Below are 13,626 nucleotides of genomic sequence, written 5' to 3'. Positions count from 1 at the left end.
GCCTCGATCCGTTTGCTTTAGCTGAGTCGCCCGATCAGCTGGAGAAACTCGTGACGCGTCGCCGAGGACTCGCGGAATGCGCCCAGCATCACCGATGAAGTCATCACCGAATTCTGTTTCTCGACGCCCCGCATCATCATGCACATATGCTTTGCCTCAATGACCACCGCCACGCCGGCGGCGTCGGTTATCCGCTGAATGGCGTCCGCGATCTGCCTGGTCAGGTTTTCCTGAATCTGCAGGCGGCGGGCGAACATATCGACCACTCGAGCGACCTTGGACAGGCCCAGCACCCTGCCAGTCGGGATATACGCGACATGGGCCTTGCCGATGAAGGGCAGCATGTGATGCTCACATAAGGAATACAGCTCAATGTCGCGCACGATCACCATTTCATCGCTTTGGGATTCGAACAGTGCGCCGTTAATGATTTCCTCCAGATTCAACGAGTAGCCATTGCACAGGTACTGCATCGCTTTGGCTGCGCGCTTGGGCGTGTCTAGAAGGCCTTCACGGTCCGGGTTCTCGCCTACGCCGACTAAAATTTCACGGTAGTGTTCGGCTAATGGTAGGTTCATTTTGATACCTCGCAGCCATGCTGCGCTAAATGTGGCTTGATCGTTGGGAGTAGGGGATGCGTACTTCGCACCCGATAACACAGGGTTCGCGGGACGACCTATGGCGCGGGCTCCTCTGCGCCAGTGTCGAAGCGAAGCGTTCTAGTTCTGCTTAGTTTTCAGGCCGGGCGCCTCCTTCGGTGAAGGTTTGGATTCCGGTACCGCGCACCGGTTATCGACACAGCGGCGGCCTCCATCCGGATGAGGTAACCACGCCAAAGCGGGACGCAGCCGGCAGAAAAGGCGATACCCGACTTCAAGCAGCGGACGGAGTGCTCGCCATGTCAGTGGCGTAGCCCAAAAACCCAAACCCGCGGCTCGCCAGCTCCATAGTGTCGCATCCAGCCCGGTCACCCAGTGCCCATCGGCGAAACGGGCATGCAACAACGACTGCATCTGCCCGAACGTGAATCCAAGTGTGGTCGCGTCGAATTCACCGCTGCTGATGTCAACGAAAAGCAGGCGCTGCGCTGCAGCGTGTCGGCGAAGAAGCCTGATTTCGCGAGCGCAGAGCGGGCAATCGCCGTCAAAGTACAGCGTCAGCGGCCACTTCACTTTGTTGTACATCAGTCACGGCCTTGTATAGGTTTTGTACAAGATAGGCTGAAAGAAACAGGCTGACAATGGGCTGCATTCTTTTTAGGCAACCGTCAGATCGATCAGACGCGTATAGAAGGAGAGGGCTGCTGGATTCTGCCTCTTGAGCAATGATCGGAAGCCCTGGTCTTCGCCTTCGCTCCAGGACTTGACGCTCATTTGTCGGCACCGGGAAAGATTCACCGAACGACGCCACGTTTCCAGCTTCGAACCCATACGTCGCAACCCTTTTTGCGACCCTGGGAGTCAAATAATGAAAAGTAAGTCAGAGCTGGAAGGTGGGTCCGGTAACGGGGCGTCAATAGCACCGCTGGAGCCAGGACGACCTGATGTGATGCCCAATCCCCCTGAGCATGCACCTGAACACGAGGATCCCATGGAGGAGGGTGACAAGGCGGAGACCGAGGACGATTAAGCAGTGTTGAGGTAGCGTTGAAACCGGTGCGGGCACCTGAGACGAGGGCAAGGCGTCAGAAAGTTTGAACCGCTTCTTCGTGTGCTCGCCTAATGATCAGCTTGTGGATAATCCACTGGCGATGTGCCGATAGCGGCATACCCGAGGGGGTGATGAACGTGGCTAAAGACGAAAAGAAATCCAAAGAAAGTCCTTCAAAAGCCAGCAAAGAGCTAAAAGACAAAAAGACGTCACCAGCAAAAAAATCAGCAGCGGCGTCAGCGCTTGCGAAATCTTCTGAGAAGAAAGACAAGAAAAAAGACGCTGAGCCGAAGAAGTCCGCCAAAAAGGCGGATAGCAAGCCTGAAAAGCCGTCGAAATCAGGCAAAGCAGACAAGCCCGCGAAAAAGAAGAAGTGACATCTGCTGGTCGCTAGGGCTCACGCCCTAGCTATTCAATGCATCCAGCTCAATGCATCCAGTGAAGAATCACTATCCACACACGCCTGGTATTTGCATATTGATCTTCCGCCAGAAGGCTTCGGAAAAACTGTAAACCGAAAAAGCAATCAACCCAAAGGCCATCGTCATCAAAGCCAGCCATCCAGCCGGAAGATTCTGGAGTGCGTCCAGAGCCTCCTTCATACCGGGCGGGTCCATGGCTTGATAAGCGGAACCGCTGACCGCCAGCAGCACCGCTATCTCTATAAAAACCACGCCACGGGCCATCAGGCCAAACCGTGATACCGGGCGAACGTATCGCATGACGTCTTCGTCGGCCTCAAAGTATTTCTCAAACGATGCCTTCCAGCCTTTGATGATGTGAGCAATTCCAACGCCCAATGGAATAAGAGCGATCAAGTACACCAGTAAGTTGGAGTATTCCCAAGACAACAGATGCGCCAGCCAGTCCTTGGTTTTTCCTCCAGAACTGCCCGAGCTTTTAATACCGCTCACCAGCAGGCCTAACGCGAAAAATGCCAGAGCACCGTTCACCAGACCTCCCGCAAGCAGGCCAGTGCGAATGGTCAAACCTTTAAGATCTTTGCCGTGATGGTCGACATCACGCGTCGCTTGCAGTACGCGCCAGGCCGCAAACGCGAGCAAGCCCGCCACCACGAGCCCCACTAAAAAATAACCAAACGGCTGTGCCAGCAAGGCTTCCAGACTTCTGTGGCTGTCTTTGGGTTTTGTCGAATCCTGGGCGGCCAGCAATGCGAAGATACCGATGATCAGGTAAAGCATTCCTCGGGCGGCGTATCCGCCCCGGGCAAGTATCACAAGGTTCTGTTGCGTGGACATTGGACGTATTCCGAAAGTAATACAGCAGCAGACCCCTTTGGCCTAAAGGGGTTCGGTCCTTGACTCGAAGTTCGCCTATCCCACGAGTTGCAACGCCGGCATATCAGCGCTCTCGCCATGAACGTAAAAAGGTCGAAATGTTGTTTGCCCACCTCAAGCGCATCCTGAAATTGGATCGCCTGCAGCGACGTGGCATGAGTGGCGCCAAGGATGAATTCACGCTGGTTGAAACGCCGGCCGTCGAACATGAGCATCAGTTAGGAAGACGAAGCTGAATGTTTAACGATATGCTCCTTGGCTTCGATGCAGCCACCGTAGGAATAGACGCAGATGCTCGCGGTCTTCAAACATTATCCGTTTTCGGTCAATTTGCTACTGCTGTCGTCTTTGTTCCTGACAATGGGGCGCGCCATTACCTTGCCCTACATGGTTATTTATTTGTCCTCCAACTTCACGTTGGGAGTCAGTGATATCGGTCTGGTAGTGGGCAGCGCCATGCTCGTTGGCTCGCTGCTCAGCGTGTACGGCGGCTACCTGACTGACAAAATGTCCAGTTATCGATTGATCCTGAGTTTTACGGGGTTCTTTACTCTGGGCTTCATCGGGATGTGCGTCACTGCGCACCTTTGGATGTTTTTCCTGTTTCTGGTGGCATTCAATTTTGCTTATTCGGTAATCGATATTGTTGTGAAGGCGGCGTTCGGCAAACTGCTGCCAGAAGCCGAGCGTGGCAAAGTGTTTTCGGTGCGCTACTCACTGATCAATATCGGCTATGCGGTGGGGCCATTCATTGGCGCTGGGTTCGCGCACATGGATATGAAATTGCCATTCCTCATATCAGCGGCGCTGGGCTTGGGTACCTTTCTGACTTATATGATCTGGGGCGACAGAACGCTTAGCCCCACTGACCGGGCCAGTCTGCCTATCTCCTTCGCTTCTGTGGGGCGCACCCTGCTAAAGGATCATCGTCTGGTCTGCTTCACTGTTGGTGGCGCGCTAAGCGCCGTGGCGTTCGGCCAGTTTACCGGCTATATCTCGCAATACCTTGTGACTACAAGCACGCCGGAATTCACCTATCAAGTCATCAGTGCAGTGGTCGCCGTGAACGCGACGGTGGTGATCTGTCTGCAGTACCTGGTTGGCAAACGCATCACCAACGAGCATCTGAATCGATGGTTGACCGCAGGCTTCAGCCTGTTTCTGCTGGGGGTCGTCGGATTTGCGCTGTCCACCAGCGTCTGGCACTGGGCGTTGGCAGTAGGGATATTCACCGTGGGTGAAGTCATTGTTTTCCCCGCCGAGTACATGTTCATCGATCGCATCGCGCCCGAGCACTTGCGCGGCATGTATTACGGTGCGCAAAACCTGTCGAGCCTTGGGGGCGCTCTGGGCCCGATATTGTGCGGATTTGCATTGGCATCGCAGCCGCCGCAGTTCATGTTCTACATGCTCGCCGCCTTTATCGTGGCAGGTGGGTGTTTTTACTTGATGGGCGCCTCTTTTTCCAACCGCCATGACTATGGCAGCATTGATTAACGGTTGATGGCGAAGCGTGCGACGGGGGCGTCCGGGAGTAGGGCTCTGCTCATTCGGTAATGAACATCCTTTGGCCGGAACAGACCGTATCAAGGGGACAAAGGCATTACTCAAGCAAAACAAGCCTGACGGCTTTGCCTGCGTCAGTTGTGCCTGGGCCAAGCCCGGTGAACCCATGCATTGGAATTCTGTGAAAACGGAGCGAAAGCGACCACATGGGAGTTAACGTCGTTGCGCACTGAACCTGATTTCTTTCACCAGCATTCCCTGAGCGAGTTACGCAACTGGAGCGATCACGACCTTGAGCATTACGGTCGGATTACCCGCGATGCGTTGCGACCCGAATCAGGCCGATACGTAGCCACGACCTGGGAAGAGGCCTTCGTCGGAGTGGGTGATTGTTTGCGCAGACTTTCACCGGACGACCTGTAGTGTGCCGAACTGAATCTCAAAAACAGAAAAATTCGTAAATCTATCTTTTTTCTACAATTTTCGCTAAATCAAAATCTGTCGTTCGCTGGCTTTTGGATTTTGTGCAGGCTTCAAGGTGCAAAATTAAGTCTTGCAGACCATTCCGAACTAAATATCCAAAATAGTGGATGGTATCGCAGTTGCATGCATAGATCGTAGTGATATATATGATTGACGCCTATTTCTGCGTCTCGGCTCATAGAAAAATATCATTGCAGATTTCGACGAGGCCTGTAACGTGAGTGTGTAGAAGAAAATCAAATTTGGATTATTCATTAAGGATTTGGAAGCAGGAGGCAGTCTTAAATTATATTGAGGCGGCCAGAATAATCCCATTATTCCGAACAGTCGGGAGGTGGGATATTGTGGCTAAAAAAGGATCAAAAACTTCCTACTTCACTAACCGCGGACAGCACTTCGGTAATGCTTGGAGTGTGTACAGCTATAAGACGTCCAGCAGTTACAGATTGTGTAGTGATTTGGCTCTAGGGCACTGGTTATGTTTCCTTGAGTTTGACCAGGAAGTCAAAACATTTGAGCTCTATCCTGCACCTCGCCTCATATTAAACCCTAAGCCTCACCAGATATCATTTGATGCTGAGGTTTCTCGTTTTGACGGAAGCCTAGAGTGGCACTTGTTAGTCTCTGCTGAACGTCAGAAGGATGAATCGTTTCTCAATGCGCTTGACGAACACGCACATCTCAAAGGTGCCACATTGCGGTTATTCGGCATCGACGAAATTATGCCTATGAAGTACAAAATCATGCCGCTTCTTAGGGTTTCAGCCTGCCTTTCAGTTGGTAGAAATACTTTAGTTTCGTACAGTCTGTTAGAAGAAGCATCTGCAATAATAAGAACAAAAACTAAAGGAAATTTGAGGGAGTTCTTAACTGCTCTGAATACAGATAGTGAGGATATTGCGTGCTTTCTTTTTGCGAAAATGTACGCAGAGGGATTGATAAGCGTTGAGCTAAATCCATATTTCTTCTCTTACGATGCTGAATGGGTCTTGAGATGAAAAAACTGAGGACCATAGCATACGATTTCTCCGAGTTATGTTTTGTAAATTCCGAAATGCTGGATGACGATATTCGCCTCCAATTCCTTTCGCGGCTGAAAGCTATTGAGCTCAGGTTTTCTGGCCTGAGCGGAAATTTAATATATGAACAGACAGGCGTTAGCAATAGCGAGCAATCAAGGCTGACCAAGCGCTTTTTAAGCCTAGATCCGGATGGCGAATATTGGGGTGATAGAGCACTGCTTCCGGGGAAACACCTCAATGGCTATAATAGGAAAGCGCCTTTCGCTAAGAAACGTACCGGTCAGCATGGCTCGCTCTCGGGAGTCCTCAGCGCGACACTTGATAAATACCCATCGGTGAGAGAAAATTTTGTAAAACAAGTTTGGTCTATTCATACTGCCAATAAAGGCATGAAATTTGAAAAAGGGATTTTGTACGCGTTTTTTAAAAAACTCCTAAGAGAAGCGGGTGTAGGAGACGACGAATGGCCGTTCAATGAAAGACGCGGTGGCCGACGCTCGATTGAAAAACTCATCGATGAAATCCTCGATACGAACTTCGTGCATGCCTCCTTAACTTTGGGTACTAAAGGAGAAACCCATGCCCGCCTCGGGACCGGTGAGTTAGGGCTGATTGACGCAAATATTCCGTTCGACACGATTGAGTTAGATGCATATAAGGTGGATAAGTTTTGCATAATTAATGTAGAGCCGCTACCGGGCATATATGTCCCTCGAGTAATCGAAAGGTTCTGGCTACTCGCAGTAGTGGAAAAAGTAACCAAGGGATTTTTGGCATGCAACTTTGTATTCAGTAGTGAGGTTCGCGCTCAAGATGTGCATGATATTCTAGTAGATGCGTTTTTGGGAGATTGGAAACCCATAGAACATCTAACGGTTGAAAATCTTGAATATAGCCCTGGTAGCGGCATGATGGGCTATATTCTGCCGGAAACCCAAAAGACTCTTTGGAGTAGCGTCTCTTTGGATAATGCCATGGCGCACCACGCTATCAAAGTGAAAGAGAAACTGCGTAATAATCTGGGTTTTGCAATAAATTTTGGCCAACTTGGTCATCCTGAGCGTCGCTGGCTGATTGAGAATACGTTCCACCAAATAGCGTCAAAGATAATGCATAGGACTCCGTCAACCACCGGCAGCAACCCGTACTCTGGGAGGGCTGATAAGGCTGAAGAAAAGGCGGAAATGTATGAGGTGTTTGTTGATGAGGCTCGACAGGTCCTGGATACATGGGTGGCGGCGTACAACATTACACCAAAAATGGGTAGCAATTATTCTAAGAGTCCAGCGGAGTTGATGTACGCACATTTTCACAATAAAAAGCAGCGGTTGATCTATCCGCGAGCGAATCAGTCCGCGGTAAACAAGTTCCAACTGAAAGAGGATATAGAGCTTAGAAGGGTAAGAGGAAGTGTTAAAGCCGGCGTGGCGCCTCATATCAACTTTGCTAAGGCAAGGTATACCAATCCTCGGCTGGCTGAATCGACTCATTTGCTGGGCTATGAAGTACTTATCAAAATTGACCCAGATGATTATCGATACGTTGAAGCTTATTTGGCTGATGGTACTTCGTTAGGGATATTAACGGTTTTAGGGTTTTGGTGCAAAACAAGGCACAGTGGGATTACGAGAAAAATCATCTACCAGGCTTATCTTGATCGGACGTTCGAAGTATCACATCCGGATGATATCGTTTTGTCGTACTTGCATCATCTCACTAAAAATGCCAACAAGAAAAATAATCTGCAGTTTACACGCATGTATTATGAACTTATGTCGAAAAATGGGGAGTTGGACTTTGAAACTTCCGATATTGAAGATAGTGACATGCCCATCACAAGCATCGATCGGAACGAAGACTCGCCACAAGGCTCGAAGGGGAGCTTGGCTCCTGATGATGTGGGGTCGATAGACGAGGAGTTCAGGATGCCTGTGGGGGGGACAGAATGATGGATGATTCAGACTATAAGCAGCATGCTGTATTTTCACAAACGTTTACGGTGATCACCACTCCGCTAGCTGATGCTTGCAGTGTCGCCATGGACGCAGTATTCATGCGTAAAACTGGAATAGTTTTCTACGGATTAGCGAGACTGGGTAAATCGCGGTGCGCTGAAGTGTTGAAAAGTCGTCTCTCGGGTTTCATGCCTCGTGCTTATGTTACTCAAATCGAGGTTCTGAGAAATGAAAGCTACACCAGTAACATTGCGGTACAGATTGGGCTCGAGGAGGGGTGCGAATTCAAGCAGAGAAGTGAACTGGCGGTGCTCAGATTTGAGCGAATAGTTAACGCAATCGAATTTAAGTGCAAAGAGCGGAACTGCAATCAGTGGGTGTTGTTGCTCGATGAGTTTCAACGGCTCAGGGTTTTCGATCTTCATCAGCTAGCAGACATGTTCAACATGCTCCATCGAAAAGGCATTATTATGACAGTTATCTCATTTGCTATGCCTGGAGTATTTAAACTGAAGGAGAAGGCTCGAAAAGACGATGATGCTGCTAAGCTGATATCAAGGTTCATGAGTGAATTTATTGAATTTGCTGGCTGCAGGAAGAAGTCAGAACTCAAACTTATTCTTGATGCCGTCGACAGTTCGTCAGATTACACTCATTCTAATGGTCTTACCTGCACGCAAAGTCTGGTTCCGGCTGCATACTCACACGGATTTAGACTTGCAAATTATACTGACGAAATATGGAAGGCTCTACAGTTCATGGCTTTCGGGGCCTACAAAAGAAATTTGCCCCTTGAACATGTGTTTAGAACCATCGGTTACGTATTGAGGCAATGCAAAAATCATGATCGCCCATTTCTTGAGCTAACGACACACGACATTGAAAAAGCAGTGAGTCGCAGTAATATTGCCAATTTTACTAAAGAAAATGGGGATAAAATAGCATGAGCAGGTCTGTTTATTTTCAGCGAGGAGCCTATCCCTACGAGTCGATGTTTGGAATTCTCTTCAATATTTCATCTATATACAATGCTAGTCTTGAAGATACATTCAAGCATGTTTCAGGCCGCAGTCTGAATTTTCCTGAAGACCTTCTATATTTTGAGAAAGTGCCAGGTAGCTTGCCTAAGGCTCGTCTTTCTTCGCTTGCTCAGCATGTGCCGTCCGCCTACAGAGTATTTGGTTTTTCCGCTGAAGAGAAACGTTTGAGGTATTGCGAGGACTGCCTGTGTCTAGGATACCATTCTGTATTCTTCTGCCTTCCGCAGGTAAAGTTTTGCTTGGTTCATGATAAGCCATTAGCAGAACTTTGCGAGAGCTGCCAGCGCGAGATTCCTAAAAGAGTCATGCCAGTTGGAGTGTGTGAGGAGTGTGGATTCCAGTGGCTGCGACCTACCGAGCAATTGAAATTTCGAGCGGATGGTAAATTAGTCCGAATGCTTGCCGCTATTGGTGGCAAGCAAAAAGCGTGGTTCGAATTTATTACAGAACGTGCTCGAGGTGGGCAGAATTTTTTCATGATGCTGGATCAAGTTGATGATTATTTCGGTACGCCGTCGCTTCAAGCACTGGTAACCCGATTTGAATTATTCCCATTTGCGGAAAAAACGGAGGCGAGGCCGACTCGAATGCTACACTGTATTCGGTGGAATTTTATTTCTGAGCCAGACTCCGATGTAGGTTGGATGGCTGCTTGTGAACAATTAGTGCGCGTCCATTTGAAAAACCACGATTATTGCCTCGGGAGATATGCGAACTACCTTCGTTGCTGGGATGGGTATGAGCTTGATGAAGAGGTTTGTCTGCTCTCGGTGACTTATTTTTTGGTGCGTCTCCGGCTTTCATCATTGTCACTCCAGCATGGACGTTCCTCAAAACTCGATGATCTTTCCTTTTCGTACGTAAGAATGCTGGAGCAGAGCTTCTCTGGTTTTCGATTTGTGCCTGTAGAGTTGGTGTTCGTGTACTATTTAAAACTGATGTTTCACATTAATTCTTATCTGCAAGAGGGCTATGTGGTACACATTGCGATGCAGCCTTGGCGTGGAGTGTTCTATGATCTGGCCGCTCGATCTGTCGGTGTCAATAATGTGGGTGAAACATTCTTGGCGATTGTCCCGCTATCTGAGCGCAGTTGTATCCAGGCGTTGTCAGGAGAGCTCGGACTCAACACGGAACAGTATCGATTAAAGCGCATCGAAGAAAATTATTTTACGTTGAGTCGTGGAGATGCTTCGGATGAGAAACTGGTTTCAGTGTTGATCTAGCTTGTCGAGACTGGTAGCCATTTACTACTTTTCCCATGGCTTTATGTTGCGTAACTTAACCGAGCTCGAATTTTTTCTAAACTTATATATGACGCATTATCGGCTTCTTAACGGTCTTCGAATTTCTCTAACAATACTGGTGGGGATCATGGCACGAAATCGAGACATAAAGCTTTCAGACGTACAAGAAGCTGTGGACTTCCTTAATAGAAATAATTCGCGGATAAGCATTGCCGCCGTCCATAAGATTCTTGGTCGAGGTACTCATCAAAGTGTCAAACTGCTCTTGAGCATGGTGCTTGAGCCTGCCGCCGAAAGAATGTCGAGGATCGAATATTCTGACAGCGCGATTCAGAAACTTCTGTCTGAGAATGCGAATTTGAATGCTGGTGTTCCAGGTCAGCTGGTGGAGCTCATGGATGAGATTGGTCAACTTCACGATAGACTAGATACCACGTTCGACCACGCTACTCGGATATTGTCATTGGTTCAGACCGTTATTCTCGAGAATTTGAATGCTATAAGCTTGCTGTCAAGCGAGCAGGAACGAATTAGAAAAGACATGTCAGAGCTCAGAAACATACTTAAAAAACGGGATCGGTCTTAGCATTGCAACCATGCGACACCTTGATAGCCGCTTCGTACACATGCCTGATACGGCTGATTACTGGCCTGTCTTGTCCCGTGTCAGTGCTGGTGAGGTAGTCATTTGCGCTTCCTCCGATTGGCAAGGGGGGCAACTCTCGACGAATTTTTAATCTTGCGTGTTGATCGTTTTTGCAACTGGTGGTTCTGTGATTGTGTCTGGCAGCAACTTCGTCGCTCTGCTTTCCAGCAGTATGCCTACTTGGAAATAGCTCATCACCGTAGCAACGCTGCGGTGTTCTGTCATCGCCATGACTTCGCCCATGGGCACGCCCTGCCTTCCTGCTTCAGTAACGAATCCGGAGCGCAAACTGTGTGCCGCCCAATCGCCTTCTAGGCCTGCGAGCTTCGCGCGGCGCTGAACGATCCTCGCGACTTGATCTCCTGAAAGCCCCTCGCTGCCGACTCTTCCACCTTTGTACAAGCGCCGAAAGAGCGGGCCGTTAGCGGTAGGTGCAACTTCTAACCAGGCCGCCAGAGCTTGCGCAGCCGCGCCTCGCAAGGGTTTCTCCCGACGGACACCGCTGGTGTCTGTCTTGGTCGCGCCCAGGGTATAGAGCCAGGTATCAGCATCCAATGGCCGCACATCCTTGACCGTAAGAGCTACCACCTCCGAGCGTCGACGGCCGCCACCACTCCAGGCCAACAGGAGAAGGGCGCGATCCCGAATGCCACGTACGCTATCGGTGCAGGTGGCCAAAAGCGCCTGCAGGGGTTCGAGTACCACTGCCGTTTTCTTGCGCACCTGCACGCCTCGCCGGCTCTGCGCCTTGCGTGCCTCGCGCAACAGCGTTCTGACCGCTAAGGACTCGCTTGGGCTCGGCCATTCATTCACCTGATGCCATTTGCTCATCACCGCCAACCGGTGACTGACGGTATTGAAGGCCAGCGCACCTAGCTTGCTTTTCACTTTGGCAGCGACCAATGCCGCGTCAATCGACGCTGGGAGGAGGTGGGACCAGTTGCCATTGTCGAGTGGCCGCGCCAGGTGATCGAGAATGAACTGTACCGCCACGGTGTCGGGCAGTGGCGCGTCGCCTAGAGTCCGACCGTAGCGCAGTTGTAGCCAAGCCGACCAGTAGGCGAGGGCGCTACGGTAGCTGCGCACGGTATTGGCGGCGGTGCCTGCAGCGATAAAGGCCTTTGCAGCTTCGCGAGCGTTATCCGAGAGCCAGTTCAGCTCCAACGGGGTATCAACGGCCGTATTCAATTCAATCGTTTTATTCATTACGTTCAACGTAGTAAAATAGCAGTTATCAGAAAATAGAGTCGGATAAACTTCATTTATCAGACCTAATATAGCCGGAGGTTCAGCATGGCGGTAGGAGTTCCTGAATCGGAGGTTTTTGCCGCCGCGGACACGGTGCTGGCGCGTGGGGAAAGGCCCACAGTCGAGCGTGTCCGGCTTGAATTGGGCCGCGGCAGCCCTGCACGCGTTGGTAGCCTCCTGGACCAATGGTGGGACCGTCTGGCGCAACGTCTGAGAAGTGAAACTCGCCTTCCATCTTTGCCTTCCGAGGTGTCACAGGCGTTCATCACGATCTGGCAGCAGGCTGTGCGCCTTGCAGAAGATGTGGCGGAACAGTCTCTAGACGACCAGCGGCAGGTCCTTGTGGAAGAACGGGCAAAAATGTTGGCGATCGAAGATGCGGCCCGGCAGGAGGCGGCTCAGTATCGTCAGCAGGCCGCGACCGCGATCGCGCAACAGCAGCTTGCTGAACGCCGGTTGGCTGATCTGGAACGCCTGCTTGAGCAAGGCCTGCGTCAAATCGAAGACCTCACACAGCAACGGGACGGATTGAAGGATGACCGCGATGCAGGTCGTGAGCGGATACAGTCGCTTGAACGACAACTGCTGTCGGACCGGTATGACGCAGACCAAGCTCGAAAAGCACAGGAAACCTATGTGAGAGACGTGGAGGCGCGTGCCCACCGCGAGGTCGACCGTGCTCGCGAGGAGAGCAAGGCAACTGGTGTACAACTTAAGGAATCAGCGAAGCAATTGGTCCAACTGCAGAAGCGGCTCGAGACAACGCTACAAGCCTTGGACCTTCTTAAGTCCGAGCAGGGCGCCCAGAAGGCCCTCTCAACCCAAAGCGCGCGACAGCTGGTTGAGTGGGAAGCCAAATTCGCCGAAAATTGCATCCTTCTTGAAAGCGCGCAGCATGCGGCAACCGCGCAGCAAGCTAGGGCAGAAACCTTGGAGCAAATGATTACCCATTTGCGCTCCCAAGCGCAGCCGACTCGCAGGAAACGTGTCACCAAACCGGCGGCACCGGAAGACACTTAGCCCTTGGTGCCGGATGTTTTCTGATCAGGCTTATGAAACTGTAGTCGTCTGCCTGCGCGCCCGGGAGCTGAATAATTTGAGTGGCGGGTCCTGGCCGATTCTATTGATAAAGTCGGACGCGGTTTTCACGACAGAAAAGTACGCGCATGAGATTGAAATCTTGAGTGGCCGCACAGGTACTCGGACAAAGAATTCTTGTAGCAGCGCGCAAAACAGGCTGCTTCATTGACCAGCTTCCTGACAATCCGAGAAAATCAACTTTTTCAACAGAATCGGCTGATAGCTGCCAGTGGAGCTATGCGGGCGTAAAATGGAGGCCCACTCCATCATCCCCGAGAGGGCTTTTTCCTATGAGTGAATCCGTGCGGGCAGTCGTAAAATGCCAAGATCCGGGTGATGGCAGCGGAGACGTCATCATTGATGTTCCCCCAGATGTCCTTGCAGGAATGAACGTCGGTTTAGGTGACTCCCTGAGCATCGAACTGGGTGCGTAATTGCATGGACTTGACCA

General features: G+C 50.7%; 13 protein-coding genes and 1 pseudogene. 10 read left to right on the top strand and 4 right to left on the bottom strand.

Annotated elements, in window-relative coordinates; translation table 11 throughout:
• Positions 1-17: 17 nt before the first annotated feature.
• The gene (gene folE, locus BLS87_RS05890) at positions 18-578 is read right to left on the bottom strand and encodes a GTP cyclohydrolase I FolE (RefSeq protein WP_074750987.1); all 561 of its coding nucleotides are present in this window, start codon (positions 576-578) and stop codon (positions 18-20) included.
• Between the two features lie 141 nt (positions 579-719).
• Entirely contained in the window at positions 720-1,184 is a 465-nt protein-coding gene (locus tag BLS87_RS05885; RefSeq protein ID WP_074750985.1) for a thiol-disulfide oxidoreductase DCC family protein, read from the bottom strand.
• 594 nt (positions 1,185-1,778) lie between these two features.
• On the opposite strand from BLS87_RS05885, the gene BLS87_RS05880 reads away from it, so the two are divergent.
• Entirely contained in the window at positions 1,779-2,027 is a 249-nt protein-coding gene (locus BLS87_RS05880) for a hypothetical protein (RefSeq protein WP_074751397.1), read from the top strand.
• Between the two features lie 72 nt (positions 2,028-2,099).
• Here the strand turns inward: BLS87_RS05880 and BLS87_RS05875 are convergent, their stop codons facing one another.
• Positions 2,100-2,909, bottom strand: coding sequence for a DUF1206 domain-containing protein (locus BLS87_RS05875; protein WP_074750983.1), 810 nt, complete (start codon positions 2,907-2,909; stop codon positions 2,100-2,102).
• A 92-nt stretch (positions 2,910-3,001) separates the two neighbouring features.
• On the opposite strand from BLS87_RS05875, the pseudogene BLS87_RS05870 reads away from it, so the two are divergent.
• The 7 genes and pseudogenes from BLS87_RS05870 to BLS87_RS05840 all read left to right on the top strand — a co-directional run.
• Positions 3,002-3,184: pseudogene (locus BLS87_RS05870) on the top strand (IS5/IS1182 family transposase); the annotation flags it as partial.
• A 55-nt stretch (positions 3,185-3,239) separates the two neighbouring features.
• Positions 3,240-4,445 carry an MFS transporter gene (locus BLS87_RS05865; RefSeq protein ID WP_074750981.1) on the top strand — a complete coding sequence of 402 codons (1,206 nt, stop codon included), beginning with the start codon at positions 3,240-3,242 and terminating at the stop codon, positions 4,443-4,445.
• A 734-nt stretch (positions 4,446-5,179) separates the two neighbouring features.
• Positions 5,180-5,935 (top strand): hypothetical protein, encoded by a 756-nt coding sequence (locus BLS87_RS05860; protein WP_074750979.1) that lies wholly within the window; start codon positions 5,180-5,182, stop codon positions 5,933-5,935.
• A complete protein-coding gene (locus BLS87_RS05855) occupies positions 5,932-7,908 on the top strand; it encodes a hypothetical protein (protein WP_143024305.1) in 1,977 nt (658 codons plus the stop codon). Before BLS87_RS05860 ends, BLS87_RS05855 begins: the two co-directional genes overlap by 4 nt.
• Positions 7,908-8,861, top strand: a complete 954-nt coding sequence (locus tag BLS87_RS05850) for an ATP-binding protein (protein ID WP_143024304.1) — start codon at positions 7,908-7,910, stop codon at positions 8,859-8,861. The genes BLS87_RS05855 and BLS87_RS05850 overlap by 1 nt, the downstream gene beginning before the upstream one ends.
• Complete coding sequence (locus BLS87_RS33620; RefSeq protein WP_143024303.1) at positions 8,858-10,180, top strand: hypothetical protein; 1,323 nt, start codon at positions 8,858-8,860, stop codon at positions 10,178-10,180. The genes BLS87_RS05850 and BLS87_RS33620 overlap by 4 nt, the downstream gene beginning before the upstream one ends.
• Positions 10,181-10,328: 148 nt before the next feature.
• Complete coding sequence (locus tag BLS87_RS05840; RefSeq protein ID WP_143024302.1) at positions 10,329-10,787, top strand: hypothetical protein; 459 nt, start codon at positions 10,329-10,331, stop codon at positions 10,785-10,787.
• Between the two features lie 147 nt (positions 10,788-10,934).
• On the opposite strand, the gene BLS87_RS05835 is transcribed toward BLS87_RS05840, so the two are convergent.
• Positions 10,935-12,062, bottom strand: coding sequence for a tyrosine-type recombinase/integrase (locus BLS87_RS05835; protein WP_208605139.1), 1,128 nt, complete (start codon positions 12,060-12,062; stop codon positions 10,935-10,937).
• A 78-nt stretch (positions 12,063-12,140) separates the two neighbouring features.
• On the opposite strand from BLS87_RS05835, the gene BLS87_RS05830 reads away from it, so the two are divergent.
• Together BLS87_RS05830 and BLS87_RS34575 are read left to right on the top strand one after the other, a co-directional pair.
• Positions 12,141-13,115, top strand: coding sequence for a DNA-binding protein (locus BLS87_RS05830; RefSeq protein ID WP_074750968.1), 975 nt, complete (start codon positions 12,141-12,143; stop codon positions 13,113-13,115).
• A gap of 350 nt (positions 13,116-13,465) precedes the next feature.
• The gene (locus tag BLS87_RS34575; RefSeq protein WP_074750966.1) at positions 13,466-13,609 is read left to right on the top strand and encodes an AbrB family transcriptional regulator; all 144 of its coding nucleotides are present in this window, start codon (positions 13,466-13,468) and stop codon (positions 13,607-13,609) included.
• Positions 13,610-13,626: the final 17 nt, after the last annotated feature.

Source organism: Pseudomonas abietaniphila (genome assembly GCF_900100795.1).
Lineage (GTDB): Bacteria > Pseudomonadota > Gammaproteobacteria > Pseudomonadales > Pseudomonadaceae > Aquipseudomonas > Aquipseudomonas abietaniphila.
The sequence above is the reverse complement of the archived record's forward strand: the minus strand, read 5'-3'. Positions and strand labels throughout refer to the sequence as shown.